The organism is Pseudomonas tructae (assembly GCF_004214895.1).
Lineage (GTDB): Bacteria > Pseudomonadota > Gammaproteobacteria > Pseudomonadales > Pseudomonadaceae > Aquipseudomonas > Aquipseudomonas tructae.
This window is the reverse complement of the sequence record NZ_CP035952.1, coordinates 4794933-4812160: the sequence shown is the minus strand read 5'-3', so window position 1 is coordinate 4812160 and position 17228 is coordinate 4794933. Positions and strand designations below refer to the sequence as shown.

Genomic DNA, 17228 nt, shown 5'->3' with positions numbered 1-17228 from the left:
GACAGGTAGGCATACGCCTTGAACTGAAGCTGAGGGCCCTGGGCGATCCGCGTTGCACCGTGGTCGACCGGTATTGTTCTAGGAGGGCAATCTGCCGGACGCCGGTGCTTCGAGGCACAGGTCGCCAGCAAAAAGGTGTCTTTGACTACGAGCGTGACTGGCTGGTCACATGCAGACCGACGATTGGATTCAAGCAGGCACCCGGCCAACCCGCAAGTGCCATTGGGGTAATTGACGAAAATTTTCTGCCGGGCGGTCGCAGGTTCAGATCGCCTGGATTTCTTCCGGGGTAAGTGCGCGGTACTGGCCCGGCTGCAGGTTCGGGTCCAGCTGCAGCGGGCCCATGCGTTCGCGGTGCAGGCGCACAACCTTGTTGTCGAAATGGCCGAACATGCGCTTGACCTGGTGGTAGCGGCCTTCGACGATGCTCAGGCGCGCGCTGCGCGGCCCCAGCAGGGTCAACTCGGCGGGCTGGGTGGTGAGGTCTTCGAAGGCGAAGTACACGCCCTGGCGGAAGGTGTCGATGTAGTGCTCGCCGATGTCCTGCTCGGTCTCGACGTAGTAGATTTTGGGCAGTTTGGTCTGCGGATGGGTCAGGCGTCGCGACCACAGGCCGTCGTTGGTCAGCAGCATCAGCCCGGTGGTGTTGAAGTCCAGGCGCCCGGCGATGTGCAGGTCCTGGGTGTCGGGCTCGTCGATCAACTCGATCACGGTCCGGTGCTGTGGGTCCTGGGTGGCACTCACGCAACCCTGGGGCTTGTGCAGCATCAGGTAGCGCAGCGGGCGACCGGCTTGCAGCAGTTGTTCGTCGACCTGGATACGGCTGAACTTGCGCACCTCAAAGTGCGGATCGCTGACGCACTGGCCATCGACACGCACGCGCCGTTCTACCAGCAGCAAGCGAACGTGCTGACGGCTGAAGCAGGGCAGGTTGCTGAGGAATCGATCAAGACGCATACAGGGCCAGACGCAGGGTGCGCCAGTTTAACCTGCGGACGCAGCCTTGGCTGCCTGCAATTGCGCCTCGACCCGGGCGCAGCGCGGGCACAGGCAGGCCTGGTTGCGCAGCTCGGGTGGCAGGGCTTCAAGCACCTTGGGGTCGATGCTCACGCCATAGCACCAGCAGGCCTGGGCGGCGGTGCGCGGGTCGGCCAGGCTGCAGTCGTTGCTAGCGCCACAGGCGGGGCAGCGGCGGGTGTCATTCATGGTCAAGGCTGTTCATGGTCGGATCGGGGCATCTCGCTGCAAACGCGGTTACGTCCACTCTGTTTGGCCCGGTACAGGGCATGATCGGCACGGGCGATCAGGCTGTGCAGGGTATCGTCGGCCTGCAGGTTGCTCAAGCCGATGCTGGCGGTCAGGTGGATCGGTTGCTCGGCATAGCTGAAGGCCAGCGCTTGGGTCCTGCTGCGGATTTTCTCGGCCACCGCCAGGGCCTGCTGGCGGTCGGTGTCCTTGAGCAGCACGATGAACTCCTCACCGCCCCAGCGGCAGATTATATCAGCCTGGCGCAGGCAGTCCTCGAGCACCTGGGCGAACTGGCGCAGCACCTCGTCGCCGGCCAGGTGGCCGTGGGTGTCGTTGAGCGCCTTGAAGTGGTCGAGGTCGATCAGCAGGGCAATCAGCGCCTTGGGCTCGCGCTGGGCTTCGTGCAGTGCTTGCGCAGCGAGCAGGTCGAAGCCGCGGCGGTTGGGCAGACCGGTGAGGCTGTCGAGGGTGGCCAGGGTTTCAATGTTGTCTTGATGGCGCTTGACCATGGCATTGAGCAACGACAGGACCACCAGGGTGATGATCGCGCAGATCACCAGGTTCAGGTACAGCGACTGGCGAATGGCATCCACGGCGCCGTCTTCGCGCTTGTCGACGAACAGGTACCAGTTCAGCTCCGGCACCAGGCGCACGTTGAGGAAGTGACTGTGGCCATCGCTGCTGCTGTATTCGTGACTGCCGCTGAGGGGTTGTGGCATGTGCTCGAGCCCGTCCAGTTGGCCCAGCGGCTGGCCGCTCCTGGCGCCATGGGGCCCGCCGTGCGAGCCGGTCAGCACGATTCGCCCCTGTGGATCGACGAAGAACACCTGGCGCTGGTAGCGCTGCTGGTAGTCGTCGATCAGGCGGATCACCGCTTCGACGGTCAGGCCCAGGCCGGCGATGCCGATCAGCTTGCCGTCGTAGTCCAGCACTCGATAGTTGATGAACACCGTGAGCCGGTCCTGGTTGGCCATGTCCAGGTCGACGTTGATCTCGTAGGGCGTGTTCATGCGTAGCGCCCGCGGGTACCAGGCGTCCCGAGGGTCCTGCGGGTCGATCTGCTTGAGCACGCCCTTGGCCTGGTAGTAGATCCCCGTAGTGCTGGAGACGAAGAACGCCGTGTAGGCCTGGTGCTGGCGCATGACCTCGTCCAGGTAGCGGGTCACCTGGGCGGTGTCACGCTCGCCGCCCAGTGCCCAGTCGCGCAGGAAGGTGTCGTGGGCCATCATCGAGGAGATCAGGATCGGCCGCACCAGGTCCTTCTGAATTTCCGAATAGACCGTATCGGAGGTCAGCGGCAGCTCGGTGTTGACGATGTTGTCGCGGATCGAACTGCGCGAGGCGAAGTAGCTGAGCAGGGAAGTCGCCAAGAAACCGCAGGCGAGCAACAGCAATAATGTCAGGATCAGCGAGCGCTGTGAAAACAGGGCGGAACGAGGCGGCATGACATTCCCGAGCGGTGGGCCAATGGCAGGTATTCTAGTGCTCTGGCGGGAAAATAACTTTACGATTTTTACGGGTATCAGCCTTGTATCAATTTATTGCAGCAATGGCACCTGAACGGGTTTTGACAGTCTTATCCAGTGTCGATGAACACTTGCCGATCGACGCCGACCAGCGCCGCTGGGATGGGCAGTTTCGCGGTCCGGGAGGCCGCCATGTATCGCCGACTTTTGCTGATTGCAGTGTTGGGTTTGCTGACAACCGCTTGTGTCCCCTATGCCGGTAACGGCTATTACCGCACCGAGGTCTACACCGCCGATCGCTATGGTTATCCGGGTTACTACCGGCCGGCCTATCCCTACAACCGTGGTTACTATGTAGCACCGCAACCGCGTTATTATGTGGCGCCACCACCGCGTTACTACGCGCCACCTCCGCATTATTACCGCCCGGCGCCCCACGGCTACTACCGGGAAGCACCGCATAACTATTACAAGCCTTACCCAGGCCGAGGCTACGACCGCGACCGTCAGGGCTCGTCACGTCACGAGCGCAGCCGTGATGGCTGGCCGGATCGCAACTGGCGCCGTTGAGGCACTCAGACCAGGTCGGCCAATGGGTGACGGCCCTCCCAGGCCTTGTTGAAATGCGCATCGATCACCGCCGTTGGTACCTGGGCGATATCCGCCCAGTGCCAGCGCGGTTTTTGCTGCTTGTCGATCAGCCGGGCACGCACGCCTTCGCTGAATTCCGGATGCTGGCAGCAATTGAGGCTCATGGTGTATTCCATCTGGAACACCTGGGCCAGGGACAGGTACTTGGCTCGTTGGATCTGCTCCCACACCAGATGAGCGGTCAGTGGGCAACCGTCAAGCATGGTCTGCGCAGCCTTGGCCAGCAGTGGGTCGTCATGGTTGCGCCACTGGGCGATGGCGCGCCAGGCGCACACCGGGTCGGCGACATCGAGCAGCGCGTCGATCTGCCGACGCCTTGGCAGCCACTGGGCCTCGGGGCGCTCGGCCTGGGCCGCATGCTGCTGGGCCTTGAGCAGGCTGTTGAGCTGCAGGGCGGTCTGCTCCTGCCAGTTCAGTTGCAGCAAGTCATCGAGCAACTCCTCCTGCTGGCTTTCGCCGAGCAGGCGGTCTGCCAGGCCCAGGTCCAGGGCATCGCTGGCGTTGATCGGGGCACCGGTCAGGCCCAGGAACAAACCGAGCTTGCCGGGCAGGCGTGACAAAAACCAACTGCCGCCGACATCCGGGTACAGGCCGATGCTGATTTCCGGCATGGCCAGGCGGCTGCCCGGGGTGACCACGCGCACATTGGCGCCCTGCAACACACCCATTCCGCCGCCCAACACATGGCCATGGCCCCAGCAGATCAGCGGTTTGGGGTAGGTGTGCAGGCGGTAGTCGAAACGGTACTCGGCGGCAAAAAAATGCGCCGCCAGGGGCGGTACCCGGCCGGGATGCTCAAGGCAGGCCTGGGCCAGGCTGCGCACCTCGCCACCGGCGCAGAAGGCCTTGGCGCCAGCGCCGCGCAACAGTACGCAGACCAGGTCCGGGTCATCGGCCCAGGCCTTGAGCTGTTCGTCGAGCACCTCGATCATCGGCAGCGACAAGGCATTGAGGGTTTGCGGCGCATTGAGGGTGGCGACGCCGATCCGCGCGCCGTCGACGCCAGTGAGTTCTTCGCACAATACTGCAGTCATGGGCGACCTCGGGGTTGATCCGCTCAAGTATGGCCGCTGCTGGCGATTTCGGCGGTCGCCGGTCGGATCGATTGACAAGCGCAGGCGGCTTTCCTAGTGTCGCGCCATTGTTTTACGGACCTGACCATGACCGACGACGACCGCATCAAACTTGAACCCAGCTGGAAACAGGCCCTGCGCGCCGAATTCGACCAGCCGTACATGCACCAGTTGCGCGAGTTCCTGCGCCAGGAGTACGCAGCGGGCAAGGAAATCTACCCACCGGGCCCGTTGATCTTCAACGCCCTCAACTCCACCCCGCTGGATAAGGTCAAGGTGGTGATCCTCGGCCAGGACCCGTACCACGGCCCGGGCCAGGCCCATGGCCTGTGCTTCTCGGTGCAACCGGGGGTGACCACGCCGCCGTCGCTGGTCAATATCTACAAAGAGTTGCAGCGCGACCTGAACATCGAGATTCCCAGGCACGGCTGCCTGCAATCCTGGGCCGAGCAGGGCGTGTTGCTGCTCAACACCACCATGACCGTCGAGCGCGCCAACGCCGCGTCTCATGCCAAAAAAGGCTGGGAGTTCTTCACTGACCGCATCATCGAAGTGGTCAGCGAACAGCAGGCCAACTGCGTGTTCCTGCTCTGGGGCGCGCATGCCCAGAGCAAGCAGAAACTCATCGATGCCACCAAGCACCTGGTACTCAAATCGGTGCATCCATCGCCCTTGTCGGCCTACCGGGGCTTCCTCGGCTGCGGGCATTTCAGCCGGGCCAACAGCTTTCTGGAGCAGCGCGGGCTGACCGCGATCGACTGGCGTTTGCCAGCGGTTTAACGCCGGGTACCTAGTATTTTTGCCAGTTTCGGTGGGTAGAAATAGGGCATTAAATAATCTCCCTGTACGCAACGCCAGGCAGCCCCTGGCCAGGGAGAGGTTTTATGTCCGGGTTCACTCCATCACCGCTCGAGCAGGACGCATCCTCTGAGTCGTCCCAGGTGGTCAGCTACAAAGCGCCAGTGGTACCGGCGGCAATGGCATTGGAGTCAGATGATCAAAACCATCATCTGATTCACAAGGACGACCAATTGCGGGATTTGCAGGTGGTCATTGATGAGATCTGGCCGCAGCATGAGGGTTTCCCAGGGGATGTAACCCAGGTTGAGCTGCTCTGGGATGGTCAGCGGGTAAATTCTCTAGACCCCCCTCTGATCTGGCCATACGACCCGCAAGCGATCATTCCGCTGGAGCTTACGGTACCGCAAGTCAACCTCACAACCGCAGGCTCTCACAGGGTCAGCTACCGCATCCATATGGGTAATGCCGCGCTGTCCGATGAGGTGTTGCTGAACATCGACAGGACTGCGCCCAACACTGGCCAGAGAGGTAGCAAGCCCGAGCCGATTGTGCCTATCGGGCCGGAGGGCTTGAACGAGGACTACCTGGCGGCACACCAAGGGGTGAACATTCGGCTGGAGTCGTGGCGTGACATGCGCCTGGGCGATAGCGTGCGCCTGTACTGGCGTAGCTTTTCCCGCCTGAATGATGTGCTGGAGGCCGTGGACGAGTTCGTGGTGCGAGATAAAGATGCGCCAGTCGAGCTCAGAGTGCCAGCCGATTCCATTCGCAACAGCGGTAATGGCTTGCGCTATCTGAGCTACGACTTGGAAGACCGTACCAGCAATCGCGGGCCCCTTTCCGATGTCAACGAAATCAATGTTGACCTGGGCAGCACGCCGAGCCCTTTACCGCTGCCACAGGTCGAGCCTGCGGGGCTGATCGACCTGGAGCGGGCACGTACCGGCGTCGAGCTGGTCATCAATGAAATCATCGACGCCCGCCCTGGCGACCGCGTTATCGGCTATTGGCGTGGGTTGCCGGTGGGCAGTATCGACCTGCCCGCACCTTTGCGTTGGCCGGTGAAGTTCCCGGTGGGGTTTGAGGTATTGACCGCCGCAGGCTTTGTCGAGCGCAACGACCAGGTGCATTTCACCTGGCGTGCCAGGCCGTCACGCGCTTTGTCGGTGGCGCTGAACCTGACAGTGGCCGGGCCCGATCCGCAAGGCCCTGAGCTTGTCAACCCAAGGCTGGCCTCAGTGGTGGTCAAGGGTCGCGCTGGCGATGATCAGCTCGGTGCCGAGGATGTCGATCACGACGCCCGGGTGGAGTTGGTGTTGTACGCCAACCCGCAACCGGGGCAGGTGCTGCAGTTGTATTGGGGCAGCCACGCCGGGCCCGCTGCTACCTACGAGATCAAGCCTGGAGACACTGGCGGCGCGACCATCGCTTTCAGCGTGCCTTGGGCGATCATCAATGCTGTCGGCAGCAACCCTGCGCTGCCGGTCTATTACAGCACCTTCAATGGCGTTAATACCCAGCATTCGCCCACGACACGCGTCGATGTACAAATTCGGATTATCGAAGGCCTGGCTCGGGCAACGTTTCCCGGAACCGCCGAGGGGGGGTGGGTCAATTGTGCCTACCAACCCTGGGTGAATGGCGTGAAGGTCCGGATTCCAGGGGACGCTCAGCGTTTCGCCGCGCAGGACCGGGTCACCCTGTTCTGGGTTGCTGACCGTGGCCAGGTGGGGGGGGACCCGATTGAAGGTACTCAGGCCCAATTCTCTCATGTGCTGAGCGCTGACGATGCCCGCGAGGGTTTCGAAATCGACGTCTGGCCTTATGAACCTTTGATCCAGGCGGCCGCGCGCTTGCGCGGAGCGGGGGTTGTCAGCTACCGGCTGGTCAAGGCAGCCGCCAACGGCGGCGGGGTCGGAAACTCGCCGCGCTCACAGGTACGGCTGTCGGTTATCGAGCCTGGCAGTGAGTTTTACTGCGACAACGGTGATCCGGTCGAGCCTTGAATGAGGAAAGTTCGTATTGAGTGAAAGTAGGTGCGTTTGGCAACACGGCATCCAGCACAGTGCTGGGTTAAAGTAATGTTCGCGAAAGTAGACAACCATGACTAAACAAGAAGTTTTACCCAAAACCAGCAAGAAGACTCAAACCAGTAAAGCGTCGACCAAGCAAAAGGCGACGTCCCTCCGCTCAGCCAGCAGAAAGGTCGAGATTCCCTCGGAAACGTCGAACACATTGCCTGCTCCAACAGCCTTTCCTATTGAGGCAAATGGCCTGATTCTGACCGCGAACCTTGCGCGGGGCTTGGATGTAATAATTTCTGAATACGAAAGCGCGGGTTTTGACCCGGAAGATGTCATCGACATCTTGGTAAATAATGTGCCCCAGATTGAAGGTATCAGGGTGCCGGCCGATCATCCACCAGGATCTTTTCCCATTGTGCGCACGTTGAGTCGAGCGCAACTGGGTGGCGATGGCTTACGACGTATTACCTATAGGGTGAAAAACCAGAATGAAAGCTATTCAGACTCACGGGATGTCATCGTCGATACCTTGGACCCTGCATTCGGCGGCACTCCGCCAAGTCCGCTGCTCCCGGAAGACCTTGTCGGAACCGAAGTGACTGCAGAGTACCTGGCGGCTAATGATGATGTACTGACCCTGGATGTCCCCCGCTATGCCGATCCTAACCCGGGGGACCTTTGGTCACTGTTCATGGGGAAGCAAAGTGGGCCAATAAAAGCGGGTACAGTGGTGCCTGATGAGAGCGGCGGAAGGGCATATTTCAGCATCGATGTACTCCGGGAAGAGCTGGAAACGCTCCTTAGTGGCTACACGCCTATCTGGCTCAAGCTCACCGATGCGGCCGGCAACGAAACCAGGTTTTCCCTCCCTCAACCGATGGTGTTGGCCCTGGATCCCGCGCCGGCTGATCTAGTGGAACCGGAGGTGCCCAACGAGCCCATCGATCTGGCAGACGCACGTCAGGGTGTTGTGGTTCTGGTGAAGAAATATACCAACTGGCTACCGGGTGATATCGTCCATATCCGCTGGGATGGGGTGACAATTGGGACATTTGTCACCAGCGAGTTTCAAGTCTGGCCATTGGAAGCTACTGCGCGTTTCGCCACCGTAGACAAGGCCGAGGCCTACACCGCCGAGGTTGATTACCTGGTCAGTCGCGGGCGCCCATATCCCTCTGATATCAATGATGTCGAGGTCGATACGACCAGGGTCGGGCCGCCGAACCCGGAGGAGCCGGATCCGGTCAACCCGGACCTGCTGCTGCCTTTGCTGATTGGACCTGTCAGCGGGTTTGAGAATGAACTGACCCCCGAAGATCGTGGCACAGAAGTCACTGTCGAAGTAGCGGTCTATTCCCCGGTAAACGCCGGTGAGGTTATCCGGTTGTACTATGGCCCTTCGGCAAAACTGGTGGCCACTCATACCATTACCACTGAAGAAGCTGGTGGGGTGATCGACATGATCATCAGCGCTGAGGATGTTATCGAAGTTGGCAATGGTTTACAGCAGCCGCTGTTCTATCGCCTCTACAAAGATGCAACGGCGGAAAACTACCAGGAGTCTGAATCGGAAAAGGTACGCGCGGTCATCGAGCAGCTGGAAGGCCTGGCCTTGCCGAGTATCGTAGGCGTCACTATCCCACCCACCGGTAACCCGACGGTTCTGTGTGAACATGCGCCATGGAATGGCATGACCGTACGGGTCAGTGATCCGAGCAAGTTGCAGCTCGGTGATAATATCACGGTGAATTGGGCCATGTACCCTCTGAGCGGCAGTGAACCGGTGGAGGGAACCGTTGTGGCGCTCAGAGGGGATGTTTCCGATCCCACGCATGTTGAATTTGGGATATCGATTTCGGTGCTCTGGGACGAATACATCAAACCGGCGCCTAACCTGGCTTTTATCCGTATCAGCTGGAGCGTGGTACGCGATGGTATTCCAGTTGGCGTGTCTGCAGAGCGGACTTACCAATACAATATTCGTCAGGGCTCAGGCAACTGTGTTCCCACATTTGCGCGACGTCGTAAATCTGTAAGAGTCGGTAAGTTGTAACTTGAACAAGGGCCGGGAGCCTGGCTGCCGGCCCTTGTCTGTCAATGATGCGCTGTAGAAATCCCCTGTTGTTCTTGTAGATTATTCCTACATAGTCTTTCTGAGTACCTCTGTACGCTGCAAGCCTGAAAACGGAGCACGGTTGTGTCAGCTCTGTTTTTCATTCTGACTAACAGCGTTCGAGAGTGTGACTCATCATGTCCCGTATTTACTTGTCTTCTGCACCGTTTTCCCGTGTGCTGCCTTTTATCCTGGCAGCACCATTAAGCCTGTGCGCTAGCCAGTTGATGGCGCAAACCAGCAACACCACCCTTTACAGTTTGATAGGGAAAACCCTCACCGTCACTGACAAAGAGCAGAGCACCAGTGCCCAGGCTATATCCCTGGGTCGTACTACCAATGGCCAGTTCCGTGGCTCCAACCTGACCCTCAACAACACCAAGCTTACGGCTGTTACCGGCGGCGCCAGCCTGACCGCGTTCAGCCAGCTCAACCTGGCCAACCAGTCGCAACTGATCGCGACCGGCGCTAGCAGTATTGGTGTACGCAGCTATGGCGGCCGAGTGACGGCGGTTGATCAAAGCATCATTCAGGGGGGGCTTAACGGCGCCTTCCTGGCCCATGAAACAGTGGGCTTGGAACCAAACAGCGAAGTGCCTGAGTTGCACGTGATGAGCGGTTCCAAAGTGATTGGCGAGCGCGGCGCCGCCGTGGTGGTCGATGCCCGTACCCAGGCGAAAATCACCGTCAGTGATGGCGCCCAGCTGATTGGCGGTAACGGCAACATGCTGGAAATCAAGCAGGGCTCGACCGCCGATGTGCAGGTTGCGCGCAGTGCGCTGACCGGCAACATCCAGGTCGACAGCGGCAGTGGCGTGTCCCTGGCGATGTCTGAATCGCAGCTTAACGGTGACATTCTGGTAGCCGCCGGTGGCAAGGCTGATGTGCAGTTGCAGCATGGTTCGCAACTGGTCGGACGCCTGGGCAACGTTTCCAGCCTGAGCGCCGATGCCGGTAGCCAGTGGACCCTGACCGGCAATAGTCAGGTAGGCGAGCTGGCATTGAACGGTGCAACCGTCAGCTTTGGTAGCGCAGAGCAGTTCTACCGCCTGGACGTCAATGAGCTGTCAGGCAACGGCACCTTCCAGATGGCCGCCGACTTCGCCACCGGCGAAGGCGATCGCCTGAATGTCAGCGGTCAGGCCAACGGCGAATTCGGCCTGGCCATCAAAGCCAGCGGGCTCGAGCTTGACCCTGTGGAGCGGGTCACCGTGGTCACGACCGGCGGCGGCGATGCCGAATTCAGCCTGGTCAATGGTCCTGTCGACCTGGGTGCGTTTTCCTATGACCTGATTAAAGAAGGCAACGACTGGCACCTGGACACCGAGACAAAGGTCATCAGCCCCGGCACCCGTTCGGTCCTGGCGCTGTTCAACACCGCACCGACCGTCTGGTACGGCGAGCTGTCGTCGCTGCGTACGCGCATGGGGGAGTTGCGCTACAACGAAGGTAAAAGCGGCGCCTGGAGCCGGGCTTATGGCAGCAAGTACAACGTGGCCGAATCGTCTGGCACCGCCTACAAGCAGACCCAGCAAGGTTTCACCCTGGGTGCCGATGCCCAGCTGGGCGATAGCCAATGGCTGGTGGGTGTACTGGCCGGTCATAGCAGCTCCGACCTGGACCTGAACCGCGGTACCAGCGGTACCGTCGACAGCTACTATGCCGGTGCCTATACCACCTGGCTGGACCAGGACAGCGGTTACTACTTCGACGCCGTGGCCAAGCTCAACCGCTTCGACAACAAGTCCAAGGTGGCCATGAGCGACGGCAGCCAGGCCAAGGGCAGCTACAAGACTAATGGCGTGGGTGCCTCGGCCGAGTTCGGTCGCCACATCAAGCTCGATGACGGTTTCTTCGTTGAACCTTTTGCCCAGGTATCGGCCGTCAGCATCCAGGGCGCGTCCTACAACCTGGACAGCGGCCTGAAGGCTGAAGGCGATCGCACCCTGTCGGTGCTGGGTAAGGCCGGGGCCACAGTCGGTCGCAACTTCGAGCTGGGCGAGGGCCGTTTTGCCCAGCCGTACCTGCGTGCCGCTGCGGTGCACGAGTTTGCCAAGAACAACAAGGTCAAGGTCAACAATAACGTGTTCAACAACGACCTGTCCGGCTCGCGTGCCGAGGTCGGTGCCGGTATCGCCGTGTCACTGTCCGAGCGCCTGCAGGTGCATGCCGATATCGATTACAGCAACGGCGACAAGATCGAGAAGCCGTTCGGTGCCAACGTCGGGGTGCGTTTTACCTGGTAAGCGCGCTGATGAAAAAGAGGAAGCCTTGGCTTCCTCTTTTTTTTGCTTCAGTCGCAGCGCCTGTCCCAATGCCTGAACAAGGGCTCGGCGAGAAACAGTACGAACAGCAAGCGCATCACCTGCAGCGCCGTCACCAACGGCACCGACAGTTGCAGGGTTTCGGCGGTCAGGCTCATCTCGGCGATGCCGCCGGGCATCATCCCCAGAGTCAGCGAGCGCAGGTCGAGGTCGGTCATGACACTGAGCACGTAAGCGGCAGCGCCTGCAATGAGCATGGTCAGGGCCGTGGCGATCAAGGTGCGACCCAGGAACGACGGCGCGCGGCGAAAGAATGCACGATTGAAGTGACAGCCCAGGCCACTGCCGATCAGCCATTGGCCGATCTGGCTGGCGCCATCGGGCAGGGCAACCTGCAGGTTGGCGCTGACACTGGCCACCGCCGCCACCAGCAACGGCCCGAACAACCAGGGGTTGGGTTGCTTCAAGCGCTGCCAAACCAGGGCCAGCAACACCCCCAGCGGGCAGATCAGCAACAGCCAGCCCCAGTTGACGCTGCCGGTATGGGTCAGCGGTACGCCGTTGCCGAGCAGGAACTTGAACAGCGCTGGCACGCACAACACCACCGCCAATACCCGCAGGCTCTGCGCTGCCGCCACCTGGCTGAGCACCGCGCCATTGCGCGCGCCGAGGTTGACCATCTCCCCGGAGCCACCGGGCATGCTGGAAAAGAACGCCGTGGCGCGGTCTTCGCCGGTGCGCCTGAGCAACCACACGCCGACCACACTGGAAACACTGGTGATCAGCGCCCCGCAGAAGATCAGGCCGAAGTTGCTCGCCACCTGTTCGACCACCGCCGGGGTGAAGTGCAGGCCGATGCCGATGCCGATGATCCATTGGCCGCACTTGCGCCCGCCGGGGATCTCGCTCAGTTGCCAGGGCGTCAGGCAGCGCACCAGGATGATCGCCAGCAACGAGCCGACCATCCACGGCAGCGGCCAGCCGACCAGGCTTGCCAGGTATCCGCCGGCAAGGCCGACCAGGCCGGTGGCCCAGTACAGTTTCAGCCGCCCATCAGCCATTGGCCAGGGCACGCCGTTGCAGGCTGCGCTTGCGCCAGATGCGCAGCAGCGGCAGGAACAGCATGACCAGGGTCAGGCTCCACACGCTGACACTGATCGGACTGGACCAGAGGATATCCAGGGTACCGTTGGAGATTGACAGCGCCCGGCGCAGGTTCTGCTCCATCAGCCCGCCGAGGATAAAGCCGAGCAGGATCGGCGACAGCGGGAAGTCCAGCTTGCGCAGGATGTAGCCGAAGATGCCGATGCCGATCATCAGGAACAGGTCGAAGGTGGTGGCATGCACCGCGTACACGCCGATCGCGGTGATGATCGCGATGAAGGGCACCAGGGCCCAGTTCGGTACCGCCAGAATGCGGGTGAAGATGCGGATCATCGGGATGTTGAGGATCACCAGCATGATGTTGGCGATGAACAACGAAGCGATCAGCCCCCAGACGATGTCCGGCTGCTGCTCGAACAGCATCGGCCCCGGGGTGATGTTGTACAGCGACAAGGCCCCGATCATCACCGCGGTGGTGCCCGAGCCTGGCACACCCAGGGTCAGCATCGGTACCAGTGCGCCGCAGGCTTCGGCGCCGATGGCGGTTTCCGGGGCGGCGAGGCCGCGTTTGTCACCCTTGCCGAAGGTGCCGCTGGGGCCGGCGATGCGTTTTTCGGTCATGTAGGCCACGGCACTGGACAGCGTCGCACCGGCCCCAGGGAGCACGCCCATGATAAAACCGAGCACGCCGCAGCGGATGTTCACGGCAAAGACCGAGGCGGCTTCCTTGAAGTTGAACAGCATGCGCCCGGTGGCCTTGACCGCTTCATGACCGTGATGGGTCTTTTCCAGCAGCAGGAGGATTTCGCTGATGGAGAACAGGCCCAGCACCAGCACCACGAACTGAATGCCGTCAGCCAGGTGCACACTATCCCCGGTGAAGCGGTAGACGCCGCTGTTGGCGTCGATCCCGACGCAGGACAGGAACAGGCCGATCAAGGCGGCAATGAAGGTCTTGAGCGGCCGGTCGCCAGCCATACCGCCAAGGCAGACTATGGCAAAGACCATGAGCACGAAGTACTCGGCGGGCCCGAAGGCTATCGCCCATTTTGCCAGTATCGGCGCGAACAGGACCATGCCGCAGGTGGCAATGAAGGCGCCAATGAACGAGCTCCAGGCTGACAGCGACAGGGCCACACCTGCCAGGCCCTGGCGGGCCATGGGGTAGCCGTCGAGGGTGGTCATGACGGTGGCGGCTTCGCCGGGAATATTGAGCAGGATCGAACTGATACGGCCGCCGTACTCGCAACCCAGGTACACCGCTGCCAGCAGGATCAGGGCCGATTCCGGTGGCAGGCCGAGGGCGAAGGCAATCGGGATCAGCAGGGCCACGCCGTTGATCGGGCCCAGGCCAGGCAGCAGGCCGACCACGGTGCCGATCAGGGTGCCGGTCAGGGCGGTGACCAGGTTGTAGGGGGTCAGGGCGACACCGAAGCCCTGGCTCAGATAGCTGAAGGTATCCATGTCAATTCTCCAGAACGTCGAGCAGGCCGAGGGGCAGAGGGACTTCCATGACGCGGTCGAACAGCCAGTACAGGGACAGGCTGGTCAAGACGATGATCACCACACTGGGCAGCCAGCGGCCGCCATACAGGCGCGCCATGGGCACGCCGATGAGGATACTGCTGAGAATGAAGCCCAGCGGTTCGAAGGAGGCGGCGAAAACCAGCAGCAAGGCCACGCAGATCACGATTTTGTTCAAGGTGGCGCGGTCGAGCTCAGGCTCGTCGTCCTTGTGCACCAGGGGCGTCGGGCGAAAGGCCAGGTACAGCAGGCCGCAGGCCATCAGGCCGAGCATCAGCAAGGGAAAGGCGCGGGGGCCGATCGGTTCGTAGGAGAAGGCTGCCTGATAGGGCCAGGCCATCACCATCAGGGCACTGCAGATCGCCAGCAGGAACAGGGCGAAGAGGCGTTGCAGGATCATAGGGAATCCTCTTTTCGCGGGGCAAGCCCGCTCCCACAGGGGTCTGTGTAGGAGCGGGCTTGCCCCGCGATGCGTCTAGAAAGGGGAGAGGCTTACTGAATCAAGCCAAATTCCTTGGCCAGGGCCTTATAGTCAGCCACCTGTTTCTTAACGTAGCTGTCCAGCTCTTTACCGGTCATGGCAAAGGGGAACAGCTCGCGCTGGTCGCGCAGTTTGGCGAACTCTTCGGACGCCAGCAGCTTGTCGAAGGAGGCCTTCCACCAGTCATATTCTTCGTCGGTGACCTTCGGCCCCAGGTAGAAACCGCGTACTACCGGCCAGACGATGTCGTAACCCTGTTCCTTGGCGGTCGGGATGTCTTTCATGGTCGGCTCGTCAATGCGCTTCTCGGCGAACACCGCCAGCAGGCGCATGTCACCGCTCAGAATATGCGGCATCGAGTCGGAGATGTCGGTACTGCCCACCTGGATGTGGCCGCCGAGCAAGGCCGTGGCAATCTCGCCGCCGCCTTCCAGGGCGACGTAGCGCAGGTCGCGCGGATCGATGCCTGCGGCCTTGGCGATCAGTGCGGTCTGCATCCAGTCCTGGCTGCCGACGGTGCCACCGGAGCCGATCACCACCTTGCTCGGGTCTTTTTTCAGGGCTGCGACCAGGTCGTCGAGGGTCTTGTAGGGTGAATCGTTTTTCACAGCGATAGCACCGTAGCTGGTGCCGACCGCCGCCAGCCAGCGCACGGCGTTTTCATCGAAACGGCCGAATTTGCCCTGGGCCAGGTTCAGCAGCGAACCACTGGACCAGGCCACCAGCGTGCCGGCATCGGCCGGGCGCTGGGCAACCACCGCGTTGTAGGCCACCGCGCCGACACCGCCGGGCATGTAGGTGACGCGCATTGGTTTGCTGAGGATCTTCTGGTTGACCAGGGCGCTTTGCGCCAGTTTGCAGGTCAGGTCGAAACCGCCGCCGGGCGATGCCGGGGCGATGCATTCAGGGCGTTTTGGTTCGGCCGCCAGGACGTTACCGGCTAGCAGCAGGCAACTGGTGGCGAGGGCAATGCGGCGCAGTGAAAAAGTCATCGTTTCTCTCCGTGAACGTTATTGTTATCAGGGATTACCACAACGCAAGGCTGTAACTCACCAGCAGTCGCACTTCGTCGGCATCGCGGGCGAAGTTGGAACGGAAGGTGGCATTGCGCAGGCGCACGGCGACGTTTTTCAGGGCGCCACTTTGCACCACGTACTTGAACTCGGTGTCGCGTTCCCACTCCTTGCCCTCGCCGCCATCGGCCAGGCTGACATTATCGCCGCTGATGTAGCGGGTCATGAAGCTCAAGCCCGGAACCCCGAGCTTGGCGAAGTCATAGTCATAGCGGGCTTGCCAGGAGCGCTCGTCGGCGTCGGCAAAGTCGTTGATCTGGACGAAGTTGACCAGGTACGGGTCGGCGCCGTCGACATAGGGGAAGGCGGTGTCGCCAGACAGGTGCTGGAAGCCGGCACTGAGCTTGTGGCCGATGAGGCTATAGCTGAGCATGCCGTTGAGCGCGGTGTTGTCGATGTTGCCGCCGCGGGCCTGGCCCTGGTCGTCACTCAAGGCCATGCGCAGGTCGGCGCCGAAGGTGCCCGGGCCCCAAGGCTGAGAGGCGAGCAGGCCGACGAAGTGCTGGCGGTAGACGTCGTCGAGCTGGGCCCAGTGGTAGCTGCCGGTGATCTTGTCGGTGAACTTGTAGTCCAGGCCAGCTACATCGAAATGGTTGCCGGCGACGGTGCCGAGAAAGCGCTTGTTCTTGTTGTTGAGGGCGATGTCTTCATTGTTGGTGCTGTCGCGGTCGCGGGCTTTTTCCAGGCGCCCGCCGGTGAAGGTCAGGTTCTTTATTTCGCCCGAGCTCAGCAGGCCGCCCTCGAAGGTTTGCGGCAGGATGCGCCCGTCGTTGGGCTGCAGGGTTGGTAGTTCCGGGATCAGCGTGCCGACCTTCAGCTCGGTTGCGGAGATCTTCACCTTGCCGGTCAGGCCGAGCTTGGAATACTCGTCGGCGGCGCGGCCATCGTCATGGGTTGGCAACAGGCCGGTGCCGGTGCGATCGGGGCTTGAGTCGAGCTTGATACCGAGCATCCCCAAGGCATCCAGGCCAAAGCCCACGGTACCGTCGGTATAGCCTGACTCGAAGTTGAGCATGAAGCCCTGGGCCCATTCGTCGCGCTTGGATTGCTGGGCGCTGGTGCCGTCGCGAAAGTCGCGGTTGAAGTACATGTTGCGGGTTTCGAAGCTCGCCTTGCTGTCATCGAAGAAGGCGGCCTGGCTCAACGGTGCGACGCCGGCAAGGGCGAGGGCGCTGGCAACTGCGGTCTGGCGGGAGGGAATACGTCGGGTAGGCGCGTACGCCTGAGGCTGCATGGACAGCATCGTGATGTGACTCCGTTATTGTTCTTATTAGTTTCGGACCTTGGGTCCGGTTTTACGGCAAGCAGAGTGAGCCGTGAGAGGATGCTAGGGCGTGAACCTTTCGCTAACCTTTCAACTGCTTTTGATCCATTCAAAGGCTTCACAGGCGGGCTGTCGGCTGTAC

General features: G+C 61.3%; 14 protein-coding genes. 5 read left to right on the top strand and 9 right to left on the bottom strand.

Annotated elements, in window-relative coordinates; genetic code table 11:
* Nucleotides 1-264 precede the first annotated feature (264 nt).
* Genes EXN22_RS21990 through EXN22_RS21980 form a run of 3 tightly spaced genes read right to left on the bottom strand, consistent with a single transcriptional unit; the run spans nt 265 to nt 2693 of the window.
* Nucleotides 265-957 (bottom strand): pseudouridine synthase, encoded by a 693-nt coding sequence (locus tag EXN22_RS21990; RefSeq protein WP_130266039.1) that lies wholly within the window; start codon nt 955-957, stop codon nt 265-267.
* A 27-nt stretch (nt 958-984) separates the two neighbouring features.
* The gene (locus EXN22_RS21985; protein ID WP_130266038.1) at nt 985-1206 is read right to left on the bottom strand and encodes a cysteine-rich CWC family protein; all 222 of its coding nucleotides are present in this window, start codon (nt 1204-1206) and stop codon (nt 985-987) included.
* A 2-nt stretch (nt 1207-1208) separates the two neighbouring features.
* Nucleotides 1209-2693, bottom strand: coding sequence for a sensor domain-containing diguanylate cyclase (locus tag EXN22_RS21980; protein WP_130266037.1), 1485 nt, complete (start codon nt 2691-2693; stop codon nt 1209-1211).
* A 213-nt stretch (nt 2694-2906) separates the two neighbouring features.
* Here EXN22_RS21980 and EXN22_RS21975 point away from each other — a divergent pair, with 213 nt between their 5' ends.
* On the top strand, nt 2907-3284 hold the full coding sequence (locus tag EXN22_RS21975) for a hypothetical protein (protein ID WP_130266036.1): 378 nt from the start codon (nt 2907-2909) through the stop codon (nt 3282-3284).
* A 5-nt stretch (nt 3285-3289) separates the two neighbouring features.
* On the opposite strand, the gene EXN22_RS21970 is transcribed toward EXN22_RS21975, so the two are convergent.
* Entirely contained in the window at nt 3290-4399 is a 1110-nt protein-coding gene (locus EXN22_RS21970) for an enoyl-CoA hydratase/isomerase family protein (RefSeq protein WP_130266035.1), read from the bottom strand.
* A 126-nt stretch (nt 4400-4525) separates the two neighbouring features.
* Between EXN22_RS21970 and ung the strand changes: the two genes are divergently transcribed.
* From ung to EXN22_RS21950, 4 genes are all read left to right on the top strand, one after another.
* The gene (gene ung / locus EXN22_RS21965) at nt 4526-5218 is read left to right on the top strand and encodes a uracil-DNA glycosylase (protein WP_130266034.1); all 693 of its coding nucleotides are present in this window, start codon (nt 4526-4528) and stop codon (nt 5216-5218) included.
* Nucleotides 5219-5322: 104 nt separating this feature from the next.
* A complete protein-coding gene (locus EXN22_RS21960; protein ID WP_130266033.1) occupies nt 5323-7245 on the top strand; it encodes a hypothetical protein in 1923 nt (640 codons plus the stop codon).
* 97 nt (nt 7246-7342) lie between these two features.
* Nucleotides 7343-9316, top strand: coding sequence for a hypothetical protein (locus EXN22_RS21955; protein WP_130266032.1), 1974 nt, complete (start codon nt 7343-7345; stop codon nt 9314-9316).
* Between the two features lie 197 nt (nt 9317-9513).
* The gene (locus EXN22_RS21950; RefSeq protein WP_130266031.1) at nt 9514-11622 is read left to right on the top strand and encodes an autotransporter outer membrane beta-barrel domain-containing protein; all 2109 of its coding nucleotides are present in this window, start codon (nt 9514-9516) and stop codon (nt 11620-11622) included.
* A 47-nt stretch (nt 11623-11669) separates the two neighbouring features.
* On the opposite strand, the gene EXN22_RS21945 is transcribed toward EXN22_RS21950, so the two are convergent.
* The 5 genes from EXN22_RS21945 to EXN22_RS21925 all read right to left on the bottom strand — a co-directional run bounded on the left by EXN22_RS21945 (nt 11670) and on the right by EXN22_RS21925 (nt 17065).
* Entirely contained in the window at nt 11670-12701 is a 1032-nt protein-coding gene (locus EXN22_RS21945; RefSeq protein WP_130266030.1) for an AbrB family transcriptional regulator, read from the bottom strand.
* Nucleotides 12694-14208 (bottom strand): tripartite tricarboxylate transporter permease, encoded by a 1515-nt coding sequence (locus EXN22_RS21940; protein WP_130266029.1) that lies wholly within the window; start codon nt 14206-14208, stop codon nt 12694-12696. Before EXN22_RS21940 ends, EXN22_RS21945 begins: the two co-directional genes overlap by 8 nt.
* A 1-nt stretch (nt 14209) precedes the next feature.
* Nucleotides 14210-14668, bottom strand: coding sequence for a tripartite tricarboxylate transporter TctB family protein (locus tag EXN22_RS21935; protein ID WP_130266028.1), 459 nt, complete (start codon nt 14666-14668; stop codon nt 14210-14212).
* A gap of 92 nt (nt 14669-14760) precedes the next feature.
* On the bottom strand, nt 14761-15741 hold the full coding sequence (locus tag EXN22_RS21930) for a Bug family tripartite tricarboxylate transporter substrate binding protein (protein WP_130266027.1): 981 nt from the start codon (nt 15739-15741) through the stop codon (nt 14761-14763).
* Between the two features lie 34 nt (nt 15742-15775).
* The gene (locus EXN22_RS21925) at nt 15776-17065 is read right to left on the bottom strand and encodes an OprD family porin (RefSeq protein ID WP_130266026.1); all 1290 of its coding nucleotides are present in this window, start codon (nt 17063-17065) and stop codon (nt 15776-15778) included.
* Between the last annotated feature and the right edge of the window lie 163 nt (nt 17066-17228).